We start from the raw sequence: 22173 nt of genomic DNA, 5'->3' as shown, positions 1-22173 counted from the left end.
ATGTCATCCGAAATAGACCACCAATACATTTTGTTCAGCTTGGGAGATGAAGAATATGCGATTCCTATTTCCTTAGTAGACGAGATCATTAAGATTCACAATTTAATTAGAATTCCAAAAGCAAAAACTTATTTTGCAGGGATTATGGATATACGTGGTAAAGTGGTCAAAATGGTAGATCTGGCGATTAAACTTACTGTTCCTAGAGAAGGAGAAATGGCTTATGATAGAGCGATCGTGGTCAAAGTAAGTGGCCAATCTGTTGGAATTATTGTGGATAAGGTGGCTAACGTGGTTTTATTTCCACCAGAGTCCATCAATCCTCCTCCACCTTCTGTAAAAGGGATTTCCGGAAGATATATTACAGGTATCGGAAAGAAAGACGATCGATTTATCATTATCATAGACGTGGAAAAGATTTTGGGAACGGAAGAATTAACCGAATTGGGAAACAATGTCGGATGAAAAAAACAATTTCCAAAATCGGAGTTGGTCCGATAGAGACGGTTTTGGTCAAAGTCGTTTTAGCTTTTTAAATTTTACTCAATCAATAATTTTTATTTTATTGTGCCTCGGAACGTTTTCTATTTTTGCGGACGAACAAGATAGAAGATACGATTCCAAAAATTTATATGACCCCCCTTCGGTAAAGATCACCGAACAAGACTTAAATGGTCTGCGTCAATCACTTCAAGATCCTTCTAAAGATTCGATTTCTGAAATTCAAAAGGTTTTGGGCCAATATTATTCCCAGTTTATAGATTCGAGAAGAATTGAAGAAGAAAAAAGACTCGGAAAAATTTTCGATGAGAATACTAACCGGAATACGATCCGACTTTTGATTCTGAACATGTTTTCTAAACTCACTCCTTCGGGAATGATGAGAGATTCTCCGATTTTATTTGAATTACACATGCTTCTTTCTAAAGAATACGACAAAAAAAAACAAAATGCAAAAGCGATCGAATCTGCTCTTGCTGCGATTCGTTACAGGGATTTTAGCCATACTGAAGAAGAGTATTTAGATGAAAGAAGGTTGGCTGAAATTTTCGATCCTACTGAAAAACAAGGTGCACTTTCTCATAAACAATCCATTGAAAATTTGGAAAAATCGAAAAAAGATCTCAAAAATTCCAAAGACTTTTATCATCTGTTTGAGGCTAATCTTGCACGTGGAAAAGAAACTAAAATCACAGAACGAAGACAAAATGGAGAAAGTTACGAAAAAACGTTAACCGAAATAGATCTTGTTAGTTATCGGGAAAAAATTAAACAATCCGAAATGGATCTTAAAATTAAACAAAAAGAATATAATGATTCTAAGTTGAATTCCTACGAAGTTTTTAGAAGTAAAAAATCCAAAGAGGATGCGGAAGTAATTTATTATTTGGCCGGACTTGTAAAACAATCAGAAAACGAAAATAAAGAAAGACTGAAAGTTGTGAATCGTTTAGGTATTGCTGGAAGTGGGATTTTTGTTTTATTTGATTATAAACGTAACACTGATTTTTATGCGACAGCGGCGCTTTGGGAACTCGCTACTAAGCTGGATCCTATGATGAAGGAACCAGTTTTGGATCTTGCAAAGGAACTTAAATCTTCTGGTAAAAAAGCAAAGGCGATCGACTTTTATAAAAAGTATTTAGAACTTGCTCGTGGCGAAAAGATAGAAGAATCCAAACTTGCGGAAATCTATTTTTCAATCGCTTCCCTTTATACGGAACTGAAACAAAATGTTTTAGCTTCTTCCTTTTATGAACTTTATTATAAAGCCGAAACGGATTTTAAAAAGAGAATTCAATTTTCATACGAACTTGGTTCTTTTTTTGAAAATAGAACCGGGGATTTAGAACGTGCTGCTTTTTATTATGGAATCTGGTTAAAGGAACGTACAAATCCGGAAACTTCCGGTCTTACGTTTTTGGAGATGTGTGAACTTTATCGCCAAGAATTTCTTGCAGAATTAGGTATTTCTAAACTATATTCGTATCGTAAAAAGCCAAAGGAAGAAAAACTTTCTTTGAATTCAGCCATTCGTTCTTACGAACGTTTAAAAGATATTTATAAAGTAGAAGAGAATAAAAATTCGGATCTTAAAAAAGAAATTCTTTTTATCAAGAGAAATCTTTTGGAGAAAACGGATGATTCTACTATGGCGCAGTATCGTTTGAAGGACTTAGATTTTCAGGAATCTACAAGTCGTCTTGGAATGATTCGAACTAAATTGAATTCCACTCCGGTTACTTTGGCAATGAAAAGATTATCGGTTCTTTTAGAGGAAGAAAAAGATTTTCTGGCTGCAAGAAAGATTTACGAAAGTATCGTGAAAATAGGCAATCCAATCGAAATCAATCTTTCCTTAAAGAATATAGATAGGATCAATAAAATTTTAGAAGACGGTATCAAAAGAGAACCCCTTTAAAACTAGTAGTTTCTACTACTTCATCGCTTTTTCTATATCATCGGCTGATGAGGATGTGTCTTCAATATAAGGAGTTCGTGTAGATCGAACTAAAAATTCTACTTCATCGATCACATCCCCTTCATAAGCAACTTTGAGAAGGTATTTTCCGGGACTTAACCCTTGAAAAGAGCCTTCAATCGTTTGAGAAACTGGATTTGGTCTTTTCCGTAGAACATCCATTTCGTTATATCCAAGTTGAAATTTACTTAAACTTACGTAGGTTTCCGCAGACTCGGAGACGGATCTAGAAAATCGATAAATATAACAGATCGTTTTGTCGTCCGGAAAAATCAGATTTTTTCTTGTGATCGTATATTCCCCGACGGTCATAATTTTTTTTTCGATAATATTGAATTTTTCCTCATCGAGTAAAACCCAACCAAATTCTCCGGTAGGTTTAAAACAAGCCGAGGTAGTACTAAAAATTAAAGAGAAAAAAAAGATCTTAAAAAGAACGGTTAACTTTTGAAAAACGAGAACCGTTTTTATTTTTCTTTTAGAGAAGTGGAATCGATTACACGAGCTTGGTTGGAAATGTCTTTTTCTTTTGGAGCTTGTTGATACATATTTGTGTAAAACGTTTTCCAATGAGAATTGGTTTGTTGTGTAGGAGATATAAAAAAACGGGAAAGAAAACGATACACCAGATAGGTCATCAATAGAAAAAGAATGAGTTTCATAACGTTATAATTTTTACAGATCGAATTTTCTTTTTACAAAATAAAAAATTCAAGATTTTTTAATCTATTTCTAGTTTGACTCGGGTCTTGTTTATTGCAATCGGAAAAAAAGTAAAAATTTACAAGAGTTTTTGTATTTTCGAAAGATCCTAATTCTATAATCTTTTTGCACAAGTAGTTTTAGATAAATCCGTTTTCACTGTACATATATTGTTTGAGATTTTTATTTTCTTCTTCTGTTTTTTCGATCTTTGCTTTGACCGCATCTCCGATAGAGATGATTCCTATTAAAGTGTCGTTTTCTAAGATGGGCATGTGACGAATCCTTTTTTTGAGCATAATGGAAAGAAGTTCATCTACATCGTCTTCCGGAGTCATCGTGGTAATGGAAGTTGTCATTACTTCTGAAACCGATTTTTTAAAAAGATCAAGACCCAATTCTGCCGAAAGATGAAGTACATCTCTTTCTGTAAAAATTCCTTTGAGTTTTCCTTCTCCTAAAATTATAACTGATCCAATGTCATATTTGGTCATAAATTTGACCACATCCATTACCAAGGTTTCTGGTTCTACCGATAATACCCTTCTATCTTTTTTTGCTAGGATTTGTTTTATATACATACCTTCTCCCTTTTGGTTATTATCATTTTATTTAGATTATTTCTCAAGGAATGAAAACGAAATGCCTTGTAAAAAATTCATGTTCCTATTTTCTCATTTTATAAATTAAATTTATAAAATGTCTATAAACTACCCATTTACTTGCTTTGTCCAAAACTAAAATTCGATTGGATTGTATTATTTCTTTGTTTTACAAAGAACTTTTGATCGAAACTTTTAGATCGCTAAATATATCCTAATGGCTTTAGGAATAGGGTTCAAGAATTTTTCTAAATAAGAACTTAATATCTTTTGAATTCAAGGCCCGTTCGAGTAGAATTCTATAATCTAGATGAAAAAAGGTTTTCAATTCAAATAGAATCTAATCTTTCTTGCCACTAAGAATGAATTTTACCAATCCCTCTATCCTAATTGTAGACGACGAATGGCTGATTGCTTTTAACCTTCAACTTTCTCTTCAAAAGTTAGGATATAAAATAGCCGGGACGGCAAGAACCGCGGACGAAGCTTTAGAAATGGCCGAACGAACAAATCCGGATTTGATTCTAATGGATATTCGTATTGAAGGTGAATTAGATGGAATTCAGGCCGCAGAAAAAATCCAAAAAAAAATGGATATTCCAGTTATATTTATGACTGCGTTTGCAGACGAAGAAACCTTTAATCGAGCTGTAGACAAGGCTTCCTTATTTGGATACATTTCAAAACCTTTTCAGCCTACATCTCTTAAGAATTCTATTGAGATTGCACTCAAACAACAAAAGAGGTTTGGAAGGGTTAAAGAAGAAGGAAAGGAATTCAAGGATGTAATTCAAAACATTGGTGAGGGTGCGATTTCTCTGGACCGAGAAGGAAAAATTTTATTTATGAATCGAACTGCGGAGTATCTTACCGGTTGGTCTCTTTCTGAAGTTCAGGGAGAATATGGAGAAAAGGTTTTAAGATTTTCCACAAACAAAGGAGAAAATATTCGTGCGATGGAGTCCGATCGGTTGAGATACATTCCGTCTTTATTGACTCGCAATGATGGAAGTAAGATTCAGGTGGCCTTTCGTGTTTCTGCAGTTAGAGACGAGAAAGGATTTATTGTAGGTTCTATCATTATGCTTTCTGAAATTACGGCTCTTTCTATTTCCGAAAAAGAAAAATCCGAAATGGAAAAAGTCATTCAATCCGAAAGAAGATTAGAATCCATTCAGAAACTTGCGGCAGGTCTAGCTCATGAAATCAATAATCCTTTGATGGGAATTATCAATTACGGACATGTCATTCAAAATCATAAAGGTGGAGATGCTGAGACTAAAAATTATGCCCGGCTTATCATTGAACAAGGCGAAAGAATTGCTGCGATCATTCGCAATTTGGTTTTATTTTCCAAAAAAGATCCGGAACAACCTGTAAGGTGTAATGTAAAACAACTCGTCAATTCTGTGGAAGACATGATTGCTGAAATGTTAAAATTACAAGAAATTCAATTGGAAAAACAAATTCCGGAAGATTTGGAAATTTCAATTCGTCCGAATCAAATTCGTGAAGTTCTTTATAATATTCTGTATTACTATTCTGAAAATCAAAAAAAGGCTTTGATTCATTTGAAAGCCGCTTTGGATTCTGCGGATCCTTCTTATCTTAAAATTTTAATTTCTGGAAAGCTAAATCTAGATTTGAATCTGAGTGAAGAAAGTAGATTTGAACCATTTGAAAATTTTCGTTCGAATGATTCTCGAATTGGCATGGGACTTTCGGTTTGTTATGGAATTCTTCAAGCAAACCGAGGACAGCTGCTTCTTAAAAAATCGGAATCTGGTTGGGATTTTATCGTTCAACTTCCAGTTTAAATTTAGACAAAATGGCGCCCTTCTAGGTCTTGAAAAAGATGGGTTAGATATCAAACATTTACCACAAAAGTTGTTTTTACTTAGTGAAGTAAATGATTTCAAACGATTCAATGCAGCCGGTGTTTTCATGAGTTTTCTTGGACTTGTTCCGAGAAAATTTCCAAAAGAAAACAAACTAGTATTACAAAAACGAGAAGCCAGAGGTTTCGGAGAACTTTGACAAATTGGGATATAAAACGCAAAAGAGCATTTAAAAGTAGATTATGAAATTTATCCAATGGATTTTTCGGAGACTATAAGACTCAAATCCAACTTTTTCTTTCCGTTAGAGACTATAGGTAATTCCTATCAGTATTTTATTAATTTATAAAATACTTAACTATAAAATTTTAGATAAATTGAATTTTTGTTCCTGCAAATCTTGTCGAACAACCTGATGCTGAGACAAGGATAGGTTTGTAATTCAAAATACTAAGTTTTAATGGCAGGAAAGAAATGTTTGAAGCAGATTTTGATATTTATATAAATCAAGTATTTGGATATTTAAATGATCCGATTTATTTTTTAAGGGGAAATTTCGATCGTTATTTCTTGATTACGAAATAATTTTCGGATATTTCTCTCGGGGGTCGTTAAAGTCGGATTGTCCCATAAGTTTAATATTCTAAGCTTTTTTAACTGTCCTAATTCATCGGGAATAGATGTTAGTTTGTTGCTGGACAAACTTAAGCTTACTAAATTTTCTAATTGTCCTATTTCTTTAGGTAAGGTTGTAAGTTGATTATTATTTAAGTATAATATACCTAATTTTTCTAATTCCCCGATTTCTTCGGGTAAGTTTGACAGACTATTTCCATTTAAAAACAATACTTCTAAATTTTTTAACTTCTGAATTTCTTTTGGAAAATTTGAGATTTGATTTCTGGAAATGTCCAAATACTTTAGATTTTTTAATATACCAATTTCTTCAGGTAAGGTGGTGAGTTCGTTATCTCGTAAATGCAAACTTTCTAAATTTACCAGCTGTTCAATTTCTTTCGGGAGTATAGTTAATTGATTTCTGCTCAAATCAAGAATCTGTACTTCGTTAGGTGTTTTTAATGCATCGGATAGATTTTTATGAATTATTACTTCTTTGGGTTGGGATTGTAGTTCTAAAAGAAAACAAAAAAGATTAAGATTAATTTTTTTAAAGAATGATGAGTTAAGATTTTATATTGATTTTTGAAACAAAGTCTTTTAATACGACTTTGTCAATTTAAAATATAAAAATTACTACTTCTAGACCGATTAAAACAAAAGAACAAATTTTAAAACGAAATTGATTCCGTTTTTCGATTTTAAAAGAAAAAATAGGAAAACCGATCAAACCTAAAGAAAAGTAGTTTTTAAAAATTAAACTGAACTTCTTTTTTTAATAAAAAAGGGCGGAGGAACTCTTGAGGAAAAATAAATTTAAAAAACTCGTATAGAATCATTTGAGGTTTAAAAACTCTTCTGAAAATTTTTTAGACACATTTATCTGTTTCTGTTATATAAATGGTCGATTAAAGTAATTTTTCTAATCTCCACTTTCAACAATTCTGTTATTAAAATATAAATGATTCGGTTGGATATTTTATTTTATAGTTATGAATAGATACAAACGTATAGCTGAGATAGACGTTCAATTGAAAAATTAGAACTACTGATAACTAGATAATAAAGTGTCTGAAATTCTGTTTCTGGAATAAAGGTACTTTTCGAAAGTTATCGTACTCTAATATATTAGAATTGTTGAAAAATTAATTCTCTATGGGTTTTCGTTGTATGGAAACGGTCGATTGAAGCGTTTTGTTAATTGTTGCTATGGAATTTTTCAACAACTCTATTAAGATGAGTAATACAATTTGGAGTGATTCAGCTTTTCAAGACTTGATTTCGTTTTTTACTGTTATTGATTTTCATAGGAAGAAAAAGTCAAAGTATTTCAAATAGATACAAGTCGAAGATTCTGAAAACTGGATTGAATTACATAAATCTACAACCCCAAAAATGATGGAAAAACCAGGTGGAGTAAAAAAACCTGTATCCAACATTCAAATCGAGCAAAGGAACTAGGAATGATTGATAAAATCAAAACCGCTCTGGGTGCAGAAGTGGATTCTCTTTTAAACCATACTTGTAAAACGATTCCAAAGGAATCTTTAAGTCTTCCCGGAGCCAATTATGTAGACGAGGTTCTTTCTAAAAGTGATCGAAACAATAACGTTCTTAGAAATTACCAAGCGATTCTTAATACCGGAAGACTTGCCGGAACTGGTTATACTTCTATTCTACCCGTAGATCAGGGAATTGAACACAGTGCCGGAGCTTCTTTTGCAAAAAATCCGGCTTATTTCGATCCGGAAAATATTGTAAAACTTGCAATCGAAGGCGGTTGCAACGCGGTAGCTTCTACGCTTGGTGTTTTAGGTCTCGTTTCTAGAAAATACGCTCATAAGATTCCTTTTATTGTAAAGATCAATCACAACGAACTTCTTTCTTACCCAAATAAGTTTGATCAAATTTTGTTCGCCAATGTAGAACAGGCATTCGATATGGGTGCGGTTGCGGTCGGAGCTACGATTTATTTTGGTTCCGAAGAATCTTCTCGCCAAATTCAAGAAATTTCAGATGCATTTCACAGAGCGCACGAGCTGGGACTTGTTACGATTCTTTGGGCTTACTTGAGAAATGATTCTTTTAAGCCGGATAAGATTGATTATCATTTGGCTACAGATCTTACAGGGCAGGCGAATCATTTAGGTGCAACGATTCAAGCGGATATTGTAAAACAAAAACTCCCTGAAGTTTTTGCGGGCGGTTTTAAAGATTTAAAATTCGGTAAAAAAGACGATAGAATGTACACCCAATTAACAGCAGACAACCCGATTGATATGGCAAGGTATCAAGTGGCAAACTGTTATATGGGAAAAATTGGTTTGATCAATTCCGGAGGAGCATCCGGAGAAAATGATCTTTCCGATGCGGTAAAAGCGGCGGTTGTCAATAAAAGAGCCGGTGGAATGGGTCTTATTTCTGGAAGAAAGGCGTTTCAGAAATCGATGAAAGATGGAGTGGCTCTTTTGAACGCGATTCAAGACGTTTATCTTTCCAAGGACGTAACGGTCGCTTAAAAATCGAAATTAAAATAAAGGCCCTTTGTAGAAAGAGGCCTTTATTTTGTTTAAGTTTTCTTTTTTATCATTCTTTCCTATAAAAGTAGACATTTAAATGTCTACTTGTCTTTAGAACTTGTCTCAGAACCGTCCAATGTAGGAGCTACTACGAAAATTTAACGACATTAGAACTACTCACAAATTGTCAAATGCAACCTTACTGCATTTTATTAAAGAATTATCGTGTAAAATTTTTTGAGGTTTTGAGACAAACTTTTAGTAACTTTCAGTTATTCGTATTTGGTTTTCATTTTAGGTATCATAAAGGTGCATGAAAATAATACCAAAATGAACAATGAATTTTTATAAAAATACAGTTGTTCCCACATCTTATTTTTACAGAAAAATCAGGTTTTATAAAGTGAATCTCTTACGATGAACTTACTTTAATTTACACGTCAATAATGTGGAACTCTATATAAAGAAAAACAGGCGAATTTGGTCTGAATGCTTTAAACCCTAGGGAACTGCGTTTTTAAGTGCCGGACCGCGTTTTCAGTTCCAAGCAATAAATTGAATAAAATAAACATTATATTAAAGTTGTTGAAAAATTTCATAGCAGCGATTAGTAGAATTACTTCAATCGACTATTTCATAAAACAGAAACAAGATGGAAAATTCATTTTTCAACAATTCTATTGTATATCGTCTTTAATTTCAATCGATTATAGAAGCGAGACGGCTTTCGTTTGAAAGAGCGTTCTGCGCTTTCGCCAAACTCGTGTTAACCGACGTTTTGTCACAACATACAGGTATCAATAGGATGATTCTCTTTAAATTTGAACAAAAAATCAAACGCGAAAACTTTTAGAAAATAGAAACGAAAATTTAAAATCGGAACGTTGGATTATTAATTCTAAATCACTCTGGAATATTCGGACAACTCTCTTTTCCAAACCTGAGTTCCACAGTAGTGATCTCCTTCTGGACAATAAGGTTTGACTTCTCCTTGTAAACGTATCCAACAAGGTGCTTTGATCCATTTTGCTATCTGAGGGTGGACTTTCATTACGTCCGTCAATTCATCTACTGAGGCTTGAAAAATTTCTTCCTGAGCGTTATAACAAGTTCTAGATCTCCATTTATGATGAAGGTTGAGTAGGTCTCCACTTTCGTAAAAACGAATTGGAAAACTATTCGGCAAAAGATACGTTCCGTGTTCGGGGGAACCTCCCGCTTCTAAAAAACGATTTAGTTTTTCAAAAATTTCTCTATGAACTACGTCGTATTTTTCTTTGAGTTCAGGATATTTTTGAACTACAAAAGGGGTTATATAATCAGGAATACCTGCATATTGAGACATTAAAACAGGTCTTCCTCCAGGAACCATTCTATGTCTTTGATCTTGACTGTCTGCAGTATGGGAGATTCTTTTTTGAAAAGAATACTGAACGTTAAAAAGCGCCCTTGTAATCGGACTCATGGAACTTTCATTCAAAGTAGAAGTAAGATGTCTGTTCTTTGCGGGATTTAAAACCAAATCAATTGCGTCTTGGTCGTTAAGAATTGATTTAGGAATTCCTAATATAGAGCGAACCGATTGAGCTAAAATTTCAGGGCCGTTGGAAGAATGAGAGACTAGTTTAGAATATCTTTCTCCTAACTCCAAATCAAATTCTTTTACAAAAGTAGAAGCGGTTTCCGGATGAAATTCTCTCTTACCATTTCCAAACATGGAGTCGAAATAACGATATTCTGTGGTTTCTTCGAGAGGAACCGGATCGTCCATTTCGTCGGCGTATAAAGGATCGATTGCTCGAACTTGATTGATCATTTCCGTAATAACGGCTCTTTGTTCGTTTGGAACGTCGTAGGAATTCATCAATCTATAGTAACGATGTAGAGTAAGTCCGTTAACGGAGTGATATAGATATGTAAATGTTCCTAGAGGTAGCAGATAACGTGCTACTTCCAAACATTTCTTTTTGATTGGAGTTTGCCACTTGTCTGGATAGTTGGCACGGGCCTTATAAATCTGAAAGTATTCTTCTTGGATAAAAGGATGTAACGCTTCCGTGTAAGAAAAGTAAGACTGACTTGCAAAGTCTACGGCATCTAAATAAAGTTCTAAAAGTTTTCCGTCGAGTTCGGGTGGGATGTAGTAATTCTCTTTTTTTACTTCCACGTATCTTTGAGAAACTTGTTCGGAATTATAAAATGGATGTGAATGTAGAAAAGACCAAACGAATTGTCTGGATACTTTGTCCAACGTAAATATAAACTGTGGATGTTGACGAGTGGTAAGATGTCCCGCTTTTTTAGTGGATTTGGCGACTTTATCTCGGATCTCTATCGACTTTTCCGAAGTGATCATATCGGAAGGAAGAAGGATACCTTTAGAAGAATAACAGGTTCTTGCAGTGGCTATAGATAGATTGAATGGATCTTTACTATGATCTAGAAGTGAAACGATTGGTTTTTGGGCTGGCATGGAAATTTCCGGCTGGGACGATTATGTCCTCTTTCGTCTATCTTGTGGGTGGAAAGTTCGTCGAAAACTCTTTTTTATATGAAGTAGGATTTCAAAAAATACATATCTCGTAAAAACTCAAATTGAGTTTGGAAAATTTACACTAAAACGTTACTAATTACCGGTGTTATTTTTTTGTAAGTGTGAATAGCTGTTATTACCTGAACGTATGAAAATAATTACCAAGTTATTAACGACCGAATTTGCGAAAAAAATAGTGGTATTTAAAAAATACCGCAAATTCGGGATTTACGACATTTTAGAGTAGAACAAAACATTCAAATTTTTGAAACAATCTAACCCAAGCATTCTATTTATGTGTCTGAGTAGTAAAAGAAAATTCTTTGGTTTTTAAATTGGAGTCAGTTTCGATTGTTAAGTTTGTTTTCATTTGAGATTCTAAAATAAATATGTGATCGATTTCAAAAGTTCTTTAGAAAAAGCTTTGATAAGAGATTATACAAATACTTGTTGACGAGTCGACGATTCTTAAAAAAATTTTAGCATGAAATTTAGATTGATTGCAGTAATTTTGTTTTTTGCTTTTTTACAATGTGTGACCTATCGAGATTTTCCGAAGGATTATATCGGCAAAGCACCTCAGTCAAAATCCTCCAATAAGATATTGTATTATAAAATTTATAACGGAACCATAGCTGGGGGATCCAATCGTCTGAACGATGTGATACAATTCGATTCCCCCTTTTCTCAAACTGTCAAATCCGATACTTTACCTGAAAAAGGATTATATCTAAAGATCACAATCGAACAAAGGTTACCAAATATTGCTTCATTTATATTTGGATATATATCATTTGTAACTCTTACGATTTTTCCATTTTGGAGTAATGAAGACGGCTCGAATGTTTTATTCCAAATTTATCAAGACGGACAATTTTTAAAATCATACGAATATAGAGTAAGAAGGTCTGGGTTTGTTTGGATTCTTATGGCGCCGTTTGCGTGGGTAAACGCATTTACTTACAGTGAATCAGAAGCTTTTGAAGCAATCGCATTTAAATTTTTTGAGGATTCTGCCCCTGATTTGTTGAATAAGAAGTAAAATACTATATTCAAATACATTTTTAAAATACCTAACAACAAACCAATTCTCTGAATAATCGGGGAATAGATTTGACGTTTGCTAAATATTATATTGGGTTGATTTGAGGTCTGATGAAAATTGCGATTTTTTCTATCCTTTTTTTACTTTTTTATAATATTCTTTTTTCTAATTCTATATTGAATAAAATATTTCCCGTAGCTTTAAACTCTCAGGAGCGAGTACAAATAAACGAACTTTTTGAATCTATTTCTAAATTAAAACCATTGAAGGTGACAATCGATCCTAAATTTTATGAGGAAAAGTCACAATTTAGCCAATTTTTCGGATTTCCATTTTCAGGAATCTCTCTTGAGATTTGGTTGAAACGTCGAGTCACTAATTTTAAAATTGGGGCGTCTTCTGAGGATTATATAGCTAATTATAGAAATGGCATCATTTATTTGAATCGAAGATTCTTTCAACTTTCTAAATTAGAGCAAATGGTAATTTTAATTCACGAAGCACGGCATGCTGATGGCGCTGAATTTCAGCATATTCGATGTCCATTCGATTTTCCGTATTTAAGTATTCGTGCTCCGGAAACGAGATTAGAAGGAATGCCTGCCTGTGATGATCGTAAAGACGGTGCGTATGGTTTTGGGGCGGCTTTTCTTTTTGAAATTTATTCTTTTGGATTATTTGATGAAAACAAATTGGAAGAAGTATTAGGGATGTATAATTCGGAAGTTGCTAGAATTATTTTAGAACGAAAATATTGAATGTTGAACTTTAGGAAAATAGCATATTGGGTTTTATTTATTTTATCTTTATTTCTTTTCTGTATAGAAAAGAAATCTTTTCGTAGATTAGAAAAACCCGGAAAGGATAAGGGAATTGTTTACGTTATACGCCAGATTCAGCCTACATTAGCGGTTTGGTCTTATGATTTCCGTTTGGAAAAATATAAAAGTCATTTTAAAAAGAAGGGTGAAACTCAGTTAATATCCAGATTTGATCTTTCCAATGGGGAATATTTTACCGAAGAGTTGGAGGAGGGGTTTTATTTATTGAGTATTCCTTCGAAAATAGGGGTAGAAAAAATTTTTAGAATCGAAAAAGGAAAAAGAATCTTTTTTAGGTTTGTCATTTTTAATGAAAAAGAAATATCAATTCCTGATTTTTTTATTAAAGAAATTACAGAGGTAGAAGCGTTAGAAGATTTACTTGAAAATGAACATTTAAATGAATCTTTTAGAAAATAAAATTTTTGATTCAAAATCATGAAAAAAGAAAAATAGAATTTGTTGATTTTTTTGGAACGAAAAATTCAAAAAACTTGAGGGAAGATTCCCTCAAGTTTTAAAAATCTTTTTAGAAAATAATAAAATAGATTTTTTTAATTAGATTTTACAGCTGTTCTTTAATTCTGTATCTTTTCCAACTTCCAATTCTAAATTAGAAAGCATTACAGTCGGATTTTTAATTGCTGCCGTCGTGAAAATTTTAGAGAAATTTTCTTTAGCAACTTCTTTAAATCTTTTAGAATCGTTAGAACATCCAAAAAGTGCAGCTAAACTGGAAAGTTTCTCTCCTTTTCCCATTGCAATTTCTTGTTCAAGACTTTCGTAGTTCATATGAACAAAAATTTCCTTTGCTTTGTCATTGTTCACGATTCCATCTGAACTGCAATTGGAAGTGCCAGAAGTAATTCCAAAAGTTTGATTGTAAGAAGTTAGATTTGAGGTAGTTGCAAAAATTTGCACAAAACCATTATCTTTAATGATTATAGATCCTAAACCGCATCCCGCCATTCCATATCCAGGTTTTGCAGAAAGGTTAGAAACCATAAAGAGAGCCAGAGCAATAACGAATAATTTCTTCATATTTTTTAGTTCTCCCGATTTTATAAAGTACAGTTTTTTGAAAGAGATGTATCGCCTTTCACTTCGGATTTAACCGCAGAAAGTAAAAGTGATGGAGTCGTTTCTTGTTTGATTAAAGAAGAATATTTTTCTTTTGTCAGTTTACCAAAACGAGAAACGGAACCAGCATCACATCCAAGTAATTTTGCAAAAGATTCAAGTTTTTCACCTTTTCCTATTGCCATTTCTTGTTCTAAACTTTCATAGTTTACGGTTACGAACATTTCTTGCGCTTTTTCTAATTTTACGATACCATCGGCGGTACAATTTGAAGTACCGGAAGTAATTCCAAAAGTTTGATTACCAGAAGTTCCGTTGGAAGTAGCTGCGAAAATTTGTACGAAACCTTTGCTGCTAATTAAAATGGAGCCTAAGCCACAACCTGCTTCACCATAACCTTTCGCTTCGGCGCGGTTAGATATCAGACTGGTTCCGGCAAAAATTGCAAGGCCCAAAACAGTCGAAACTATTCTTTTCTTCATAATTTATCCCCCTATGGAAAAATTAGAGTAGAGTTCATTTAAAAAAATACTTTGAGTCAATACATTTTTATTAGAATTATTTATTTTTCCTATTTTCAGTAGGTTATTTTTTGAATTCATTTTTCATATTCTATTTCTGAAAACCCTTCGCTTAATAAATAATTTGGTTGTAAAAATAGAATGTGGTCTTGATGGATTTTTTAAGATGGATTAGATTACTGGCTCTACACAATAAAATACTATGAATTTTGAGACAAATATATATGTTTTAGGAGTAAAATTCTGAACACTTTATTCTATGATTATTTTGAGTAGATTTCATTTTGATTTTAGAATATTAATATTTTTTAAAATTTCTAAATTAGAAAGAATGCGTAAAAAGAAGTTTAATTTTTAATAGAGAAAAATTTGTTCGTGTTCAAATATATTTCAATGTAAAAAGAGTGGTTGTCAAATCAAATTTTTACGTAAAATCGGTGTTCTATGAACAGCATGACTTTGAAATTTATCTTATAGAGGTTTCTTATATTTAAAAACAAAATAAAAGATTTTTGAGTTACTGATTTCTTCATAATAGTATACCATGAATTTTATGGCCAATCCACGTCTTAGGGTGGAGCTCTGAACATTCTGTTTTATAGTTCTTAAGTAGAATGAATTTATTATAATATTTTGAATTACTGGTTAAAGAATTTGAAAATTTGTATAGAGTTTTTCATAGGAACTTTCTTTACTCTTTTATATAAAATGTTTTTGAAGTTCATTTTAAAAAATTTGCCGAAAAAAATCAGGATTGAGTTTTGATTTTTCAATAAGATTGTCTAAAAAAGAAAGAAAGTTTTTAGAGTCTTTGGAGGCACCTAGATTCATCCAATTTACGTGACCTCCTCCTCTCACTTCCCAGAACCATTTTGGTTCTCCGGCTAATCCGAAAAGTTCGATTCCGTTCTGATAGGGTACAATTTCGTCTTCGGTTCCGTGGATCACAAGAAGTGGAATTGCAGAAAGAGCAGAAATTGTTTCATGTGGACTAAGAGAATCGCTCATAAAAATTCCGGCAATCCAATCGATCGGAAAAAATAAAATTTTTCGTACAATTTGTCTAAAAACTTTTCTATAACTGGCAAATGTTCCGTCTGCAACTACGAGTAAAATTCCAGATTTATTTTTTAATTCGGAGGTTGCTCTTAATGCGATCGCTCCTCCTAGGCTTTGACCGTATATAATCATAGGTATATTTCGCTTATTAGAATATTCTAATTCTCTTGAGATGAAATCTACAGAATCTTTATGAATAGTTTCCCTTTCTGGCACTCCGGTTGAATCTAAATAACCTCTGTAATCTAACGTTACCAATTCGTATCCATAATTTACCATCCAAACAAGACTCATAAAATGGCTGGTTCTGTTTTCTCCATTCCCGTGGAATTGAAGGACTACACCTTTAGGTTTTGAATCTTTTGGAAAAATCCTCCAATATCGAATCGATTCTCCGTCAAATGTTTTGAATATCTCTTCTTTATATTGAAAGCCGAATGTATCCGGTTTCCAGTATTTTTGGTTAGTAGGTTGATAAAATAAAGAGGCACAAGATTCTAAATGAATCAATAGAAAGAAAAATAAGATCGTTTTAGAAAAATAATGAAATGGAAAGTTGAGCTTCTTCATAATACTTTTGTAATTTTCCTTCTAGTCTTATTTCTGAATTTTGAGACGGGCTAAAACGAATCCCTGGACTCACCTTATAATCGTCTTTGTAGTAACCATAAATCGAGAATACAAAATATTGTGCTGAGATTCCGAATTTCCAGTTTCCATACGAACATCCAGTGAAAATTGCAGCTTGAGGAGCAACGAGCATTCCTTCTTGATAGTAACCGTTTCCTCTGGCTTTTCCACCCAATTGAAAAGACAAGGTCCATAAGAGTGAGTTTCCGGAGTTTACGTTTGAAAAGGTGAATCCTCCCGTTGCATCGGAGTTGAAATTAGTAATTCGATATGTTTTTTCGTAATCATTTTTCGCTTTTTGATATGCAGGTTGTATTAACCAGGGCTGTATTTCCGATTCGAAAGCTAATAGATACGGTAAGGTTTTTTGGAAGGAGAAGTCCCGTTTGATAGCTGAAGAATCCGCTCCGAGATCCACAAAAAATGAAATTGGAGTTGAAATTGAAGTAACTGGCGAAAGTGATAGAATTTTAAAGAAACTGAATTCTTCTACCATAGGATTATTTTGAAAATCGTATTTTCGGATTACGATTGGAAAGTATTCGATTGCGGAGAAAGGCACGTATCCTTTATCGTTATTTAGAAAATCATGATATGCGGCTCGAATTGCAAATTCCGAATAGCCTCCTAACGTGGATTCTCCGCGACTGATTTTTACCCTTCCGCTTCCGTGTCCATTCTCAGGAGGGGATACCATTGGTTTTTGTTCTACTAACGGAGGGAAATCGATTTTACTACGTTCTACTAAAACGTTTCTATATTTTTGTTCCTCTTGGGGAGTATAATTTTTGAGAGACTTTTGGTAACGATTTGCGTCTAAAATCGCATCTAACATATAAGCTTGTCTCTGAGGATCCTGAAATTCAAGTAGGTCTTTGAGTTCCAACTTTCCTTTCAAATATTGCGATACCCTATGTCTTTCTTCTTTTTCTAGATAAAATAATTTTTGATTCATCTTAGAACTAAGAGATGGGCGATAGGATTTTTTACGAACTAGACCTTCTTGTTCTAATATTAATTTAACTGTATCGGATGGAATCGTATATAAATTAAATCGATCTCTTAATTTTAATTCAGGGTTGCCTATTTCTAATAAAGACAAAAGTTGATACGAGCAGTTTTCGTCGAAGAAAAAATAATCGAAATGAGTAGATCCTAATTCCCAAATATGCGCTGTAATACGTTTTGATTGTTCCTCGTCAAAGTTGAGTTCGTATTCCCAGAGGTCCCTGCTTTCCATGTCATTGTATTCATTAATTTTATAATAATATGGAAATATACTAAATACGCCCGGATATCCTCCCATCACACCTTTGATCGTATATACGAGAGCGGAATCATCCGGTGAATTATTGGCGGCGAAATTTACAGCATAATCAAGTATTTCGGATTTAGAAGATTCTCCTGATCCGATTTTCAATAGATTATGACCAAATAAGGACGCCGGATTATTTAGATAAAAAGACGCGAAAATAAGTTTGATTGAAGTTGGATTGAGCGCTTCGATCCAATTTTTATATCTCTCACAATTTAATTTCGGCAAAAGACCCCGATCGAAATTTAACTGAGAATCCAGCCATCGAAAACGTTCCGGGTATTTACAAAATGGATGTAGTTTTGTTTCTTCTATTTCTTCTGGAAGAGGCTCTCTGAAAAAAGATGAAATGGTTTCGAGTAGTTCTGCTTTTGGATCGGTTTTACCATTTGGCGAAAGAAAAAATTCGTTTCCATCAGCTTCACTTTTTGATTTTCCAAAGAAAATCGGATCTCTATAGTGAAGAAGTAGTCTCCAATAACGATTTAAATCTAATTTTTTGCTCAATGCAATTTCTTGATACAATTGAATCGGATTTTTCTCTTCGGAGAAAACGAAACTCGAACTCAAAATAAAAACGATTATAAATAATGAAATTGGCTTCAAAAGTGAACTTAAAATATTCTATAGTTTTTATTTTTCAGTATCCAGACTTAATTTTTAAATCGAAACAATTTCTATGTTGAATCTTATCTAAAAAATCGTATCTAGGTTTATCTTTCCGTGATAGAAATCTTTGTTTGGATTTTAAAAATTTTCTTATTATCAATGAAATTATAATAAACGACGAACATGTTGTTTTATTTTCCGGTTAGTTTAGAAATGAAAGACTCTATGTCAATTTTTTTTCAATAGAAGTAGATTCTGCTCTTAAAATGGAAAGTTGCATAATTCATAGTAGAATATGCTTCTTAAGCTTATTGTTTTTTTGTTGAGCCATAAATGATTTAGCAGAATTATTAGCGTTTATGATTGCTCTTGAAAATTTTAGAGGGTAGAAATCTTACCCATGTAAAATAAAAGTATTGGTCTTGGGCATATAAATAATGATATTCTTATTCGGCTTTGGATAACTTTTTATTTTTTTGTTCTTTTACTAGACTTTTTAGGTTGGGATCTTTTTTTAACATCTACTTCCGATGTGTCTTCTTCCGTAACAATTTCTTGAGTTTCAGAATGAGTTTGTAACCATTCGCTGTTATCATGAACAAATTGATGATGTCCAAAGGCACGTTTTTCTAAAAGTCTACGTTTAGCGGACTTTCTTCTTTCTTGGTGTTCGTAAATGTTTAAAAGATATTCCATCACAATCGGAAGAAGTACCCTAGAAAAAACGGTCGCTACAATTACCCCAAAAATCACTACGGTTGCAAGAGGTCTTTGTACTTCTGCTCCAGCCATTGTGGAAATAGCCATCGGAATAAAACCGACTGCGGCTATCACTTCTGTAGTCATTACTGGGCGAAGGGAATGAACCCCCGCAAGATAAACAGCGTCTGAAATCGAAGCGCCTTTTTCTAATTCTTCTCGAAGAGTAGAGGCGTAAACGACTCCATTTAAAACCGCAATTCCACTTACTGCGATAAAACCAACTCCTGCGGGAATACTAAACGGAAGACCTCGGATTACAAGGCCGATGATACCACCTGAAACGGCGAGAGGAACCACGATAAAAACACCTAACGCGTAATAGATGCTTCCGAACGCCGCCATAAGCATAAAGAAAATGATTGCGAGTGCGATCGGAACTACTAAGGCCAGTCTTTCTTTGGCTCGAGTGAAATTTTCGAACTGACCACCCCAATCGGTTCTATAACCGGCAGGAAGATTTTTTTCAATTTCTTCTGTGACCTTCTGAGCTTCGTTTACAAAACCAACTAGGTCTCTACCTCGTATATTGGTCTCCACCATAATTCTTCTTTTGAGAGATTCTCTATAAATGGCTGCCGGACCTTCCACAAGTTTAATCTCTGCGATCTGACCTAGAGGAACGGTGGAACCAGAAGAAGTAAAAACCGGAATATTTTCCACTTGTTCCAGATCGGTAGCGTCTATTTTTAAACGGACTACAAGATCGAATCTTTTAAAACCTTCGAAAACTTTTCCAGTTTGTCTACCGAGTCTGAGGGCCTCTACGGTCGCTAGAATTTCTTCTGCTTGTACTCCGTAACGTGCCATGTTTTCCCGATCTACTTTGATTTCTACAAGGGGAAGACCTAAAACCCTTTGAACTCTTAAGTCGGCTACTCCTGGAACCGTTTTGAGTTTATTTGCAAATTCTGCGGCGATGTCTTTGAGTTTGACCAGATCGTCTCCGTAGATTTTAATAACCACGTCTGCTTTGGATCCAGAAAGAAGAGAGTTGACTCTGTTTTCGATTGGTTGAGATAAACTGATTGTACTTGAAGGAATGAACTTAAGAATTTCATCTTTCATTTTAGTCATCAGTTCTTCTCTATCTTTCGCGCTCGTCCATTCTTTACGAGGTTTCAATTTAACCATGGCTTCTCCTTCGTCGGTACCAACCGGTTCCGCCGCGGATTCTCCCCGGCCCATTCTAGAAACAACTCCGACTACCTCCGGGAATTTTTTTAATACTGCCTCCATATCCGAGTTTGTGTCTCTGGAATAATTGATGGATGTAGAAGGAAGTCGTTTTATGTCGATTGCGATTTCACCTTCATCAATTCTAGGTAAAAATTCAGAACCCAAAGCGGAGCCGAGTAACATTGCTAAGACGACCACTCCGATTCCTGCGTAACAAAATTCTTTTTTACGGGACATTCCAAAATCCAGTAGAAGTTTGTATTTTTCCGTAATTATATCCCAATACTTACTATGATGAAATACAGGATTTTTAAAAAGGATACTTGCTGCGGCCGGGAATGTAATTAGAGAAAATAAAAGAGAGGCGCCTAACGCGAGCGCTACGGTGATCGCCATTGGTTTAAACATTCTTCCTTCTACACCTTCTAAACTCATCAGAGGTAGGTATACGAGTAGAATGATCGCAACCGAAAACGCCGCTGCACGCCCAACTCGTACACAGGCGTCTGTGATAATTTCTTCTGCGGCTAGTTCTCTGTCTTCTAATTTGGTCTGCATTTCGTAGAAAGAACGTTTTAAAATAAATCCGTGTAAAATTGATTCCAACATTACGATTGTTCCATCGACTAACAAACCGAAGTCGAGTGCTCCTAGTGACATCAGATTTCCAACGATTCCAAACGCGTTCATAAAGATCGTGGCCGTGAGCATAGGAATCGGAATCGCCAACGCGACTAGTAACGCTCCTTTGACGGTTCCCAAAGCGATTATAAGTACGATTACCACTAAAATTGCCGCTTCTGCTAAATTGGTGAAGATTGTACTTAATGTTCTTCCGATAAATTCGGAACGATCATAAAAGGTTTCGATTCTCATTCCGGGAGGGAGTTTTGTTTTGATTTCTTCGATTCTTATTTTAACCCTTTTCACTACTTCAAGAGAGTTTTGACCCATCAACATCATGGCGGTGGCTCCAACAACTTCTCCTTGAGAGTCTTTGGTGACTAGACCAAAACGAAGAGCCGGACCAATCTCTACTTCTGCGATTTGCCCAAGTAAAAGAGGAATTCCGTCTCCTGCGGTAGTGACCGCCGTGTTTTTTAAGTCTTCGATAGATTTGTACTGACTTTCTCCTCGAATTACGATTTGTTCTGAGTTTTTAGAAATATAACCTCCCCCCGTATTTTGATTCGCGGATTCTAACTTATCATAAATTTGAGAAAGAGTGAGATTGTGGACCGCGAGTCTTCTAGGATCGATCTTAACTTGATACTGACGGACTTGACCACCGATGATGTTTACGTCTATGATTCCTTCTACGGACTTGACTTCACGAGACAATTCCCAATCCATATAAGTTCTCAATTCTTCGGGAGAATGTCTATCCGAGGTAAGCACAAATTCATAAATATCTCCTAAGCCGGTTGCAATAGGAGAAAGTTCTGGTCTTCCGTAATCGGGGGGAATGATTGCTTCTGCTTGTTTGATTCTTTCGTTTACGAGTTGTCTTGCAAAGTAGATGTCCGTCCCGTCTTTGAAAACTACCGTGACCGAACTGACTCCGGCTCTGGAGATAGAACGAATTTCGGTGACATTAGGAAGGCCTGTAAATTCCATCTCAATTGGATATGTAATGAATTGTTCTACTTCAAGAGGGGAGAGACCAGGAGAAGAGGTGACCGCTGAAACTTGAACGTTGGTCACGTCAGGAATCGCATCAATGGAAAGATAGAATGCGTTATAGATTCCTACGAGGGTTACCATAAAGGTCAGAACCAAAACCAAGGCTCTATTTTTAATCGAAGCACGGATCAGTTTATCAATCATAACTTTGGCTTATCTCTAAAAAGACGATATGGAC

17 protein-coding genes and 1 pseudogene are annotated in these 22173 nt (G+C 34.4%); 8 read left to right on the top strand and 10 right to left on the bottom strand.

Going from position 1 to position 22173, the window contains the following annotated elements; translation table 11 throughout:
- A complete protein-coding gene (locus tag BW942_RS05295) occupies nucleotides 1–465 on the top strand; it encodes a chemotaxis protein CheW (RefSeq protein ID WP_000093551.1) in 465 nt (154 codons plus the stop codon).
- Nucleotides 455–2422, top strand: coding sequence for a hypothetical protein (locus BW942_RS05290; RefSeq protein ID WP_001278782.1), 1968 nt, complete (start codon nucleotides 455–457; stop codon nucleotides 2420–2422). The genes BW942_RS05295 and BW942_RS05290 overlap by 11 nt, the downstream gene beginning before the upstream one ends.
- A gap of 15 nt (nucleotides 2423–2437) precedes the next feature.
- On the opposite strand, the gene BW942_RS05285 is transcribed toward BW942_RS05290, so the two are convergent.
- The 3 genes from BW942_RS05285 to BW942_RS05275 form a co-directional block, all read right to left on the bottom strand.
- Entirely contained in the window at nucleotides 2438–2953 is a 516-nt protein-coding gene (locus BW942_RS05285; protein WP_000859768.1) for an LIC_12238 family plasminogen-binding lipoprotein, read from the bottom strand.
- Nucleotides 2950–3144: a hypothetical protein gene (locus tag BW942_RS05280; RefSeq protein ID WP_000767058.1), complete on the bottom strand. Its 195-nt coding sequence runs from the start codon at nucleotides 3142–3144 to the stop codon at nucleotides 2950–2952. The genes BW942_RS05285 and BW942_RS05280 overlap by 4 nt, the downstream gene beginning before the upstream one ends.
- 180 nt (nucleotides 3145–3324) lie before the next feature.
- On the bottom strand, nucleotides 3325–3765 hold the full coding sequence (locus BW942_RS05275; RefSeq protein ID WP_000275600.1) for a CBS domain-containing protein: 441 nt from the start codon (nucleotides 3763–3765) through the stop codon (nucleotides 3325–3327).
- Nucleotides 3766–4148: 383 nt separating this feature from the next.
- On the opposite strand from BW942_RS05275, the gene BW942_RS05270 reads away from it, so the two are divergent.
- Both BW942_RS05270 and BW942_RS20810 read left to right on the top strand, forming a co-directional pair.
- Nucleotides 4149–5603, top strand: a complete 1455-nt coding sequence (locus tag BW942_RS05270) for an ATP-binding response regulator (RefSeq protein WP_001011905.1) — start codon at nucleotides 4149–4151, stop codon at nucleotides 5601–5603.
- A gap of 70 nt (nucleotides 5604–5673) precedes the next feature.
- Nucleotides 5674–5825, top strand: a pseudogene (locus BW942_RS20810) (transposase); the annotation flags it as partial.
- A 342-nt stretch (nucleotides 5826–6167) separates the two neighbouring features.
- Here the strand turns inward: BW942_RS20810 and BW942_RS05265 are convergent.
- On the bottom strand, nucleotides 6168–6671 hold the full coding sequence (locus BW942_RS05265; RefSeq protein WP_000089344.1) for a leucine-rich repeat domain-containing protein: 504 nt from the start codon (nucleotides 6669–6671) through the stop codon (nucleotides 6168–6170).
- 1034 nt (nucleotides 6672–7705) lie between these two features.
- Between BW942_RS05265 and BW942_RS05260 the strand changes: the two genes are divergently transcribed.
- Nucleotides 7706–8761 carry a class I fructose-bisphosphate aldolase gene (locus BW942_RS05260; protein ID WP_082279633.1) on the top strand — a complete coding sequence of 352 codons (1056 nt, stop codon included), beginning with the start codon at nucleotides 7706–7708 and terminating at the stop codon, nucleotides 8759–8761.
- 898 nt (nucleotides 8762–9659) lie between these two features.
- Here the strand turns inward: BW942_RS05260 and BW942_RS05255 are convergent.
- Nucleotides 9660–11234 (bottom strand): FAD-dependent thymidylate synthase, encoded by a 1575-nt coding sequence (locus BW942_RS05255; RefSeq protein ID WP_001111376.1) that lies wholly within the window; start codon nucleotides 11232–11234, stop codon nucleotides 9660–9662.
- Nucleotides 11235–11778: 544 nt separating this feature from the next.
- Here BW942_RS05255 and BW942_RS05250 point away from each other — a divergent pair.
- The 3 genes from BW942_RS05250 to BW942_RS05240 all read left to right on the top strand — a co-directional run bounded on the left by BW942_RS05250 (nucleotide 11779) and on the right by BW942_RS05240 (nucleotide 13580).
- The gene (locus tag BW942_RS05250) at nucleotides 11779–12336 is read left to right on the top strand and encodes an LIC12231 family lipoprotein (RefSeq protein WP_000672155.1); all 558 of its coding nucleotides are present in this window, start codon (nucleotides 11779–11781) and stop codon (nucleotides 12334–12336) included.
- Nucleotides 12337–12449: 113 nt separating this feature from the next.
- Nucleotides 12450–13097 (top strand): hypothetical protein, encoded by a 648-nt coding sequence (locus BW942_RS05245; protein ID WP_000684121.1) that lies wholly within the window; start codon nucleotides 12450–12452, stop codon nucleotides 13095–13097.
- A complete protein-coding gene (locus BW942_RS05240) occupies nucleotides 13098–13580 on the top strand; it encodes a hypothetical protein (RefSeq protein WP_000931673.1) in 483 nt (160 codons plus the stop codon).
- A 138-nt stretch (nucleotides 13581–13718) separates the two neighbouring features.
- Here BW942_RS05240 and BW942_RS05235 read toward each other — a convergent pair whose 3' ends face one another.
- From BW942_RS05235 to BW942_RS05215, 5 genes are all read right to left on the bottom strand, one after another.
- Nucleotides 13719–14201 carry a DUF3015 domain-containing protein gene (locus BW942_RS05235; RefSeq protein ID WP_000732920.1) on the bottom strand — a complete coding sequence of 161 codons (483 nt, stop codon included), beginning with the start codon at nucleotides 14199–14201 and terminating at the stop codon, nucleotides 13719–13721.
- 20 nt (nucleotides 14202–14221) lie between these two features.
- Nucleotides 14222–14722, bottom strand: coding sequence for a DUF3015 domain-containing protein (locus BW942_RS05230; RefSeq protein WP_000746232.1), 501 nt, complete (start codon nucleotides 14720–14722; stop codon nucleotides 14222–14224).
- A gap of 765 nt (nucleotides 14723–15487) precedes the next feature.
- Complete coding sequence (locus tag BW942_RS05225; RefSeq protein ID WP_000735849.1) at nucleotides 15488–16390, bottom strand: alpha/beta hydrolase; 903 nt, start codon at nucleotides 16388–16390, stop codon at nucleotides 15488–15490.
- Entirely contained in the window at nucleotides 16353–18371 is a 2019-nt protein-coding gene (locus BW942_RS05220; RefSeq protein WP_000802739.1) for an Lnb N-terminal periplasmic domain-containing protein, read from the bottom strand. Before BW942_RS05220 ends, BW942_RS05225 begins: the two co-directional genes overlap by 38 nt.
- 471 nt (nucleotides 18372–18842) lie before the next feature.
- The gene (locus BW942_RS05215) at nucleotides 18843–22139 is read right to left on the bottom strand and encodes an efflux RND transporter permease subunit (protein ID WP_000565850.1); all 3297 of its coding nucleotides are present in this window, start codon (nucleotides 22137–22139) and stop codon (nucleotides 18843–18845) included.
- Nucleotides 22140–22173: the final 34 nt, after the last annotated feature.

This window comes from Leptospira interrogans (genome assembly GCF_900156205.1).
Classification (GTDB): Bacteria; Spirochaetota; Leptospiria; order Leptospirales; family Leptospiraceae; genus Leptospira; species Leptospira interrogans.
Note: the sequence above shows the minus strand (reverse complement) of the source record. Positions and strands in the feature narration are given on the sequence as shown.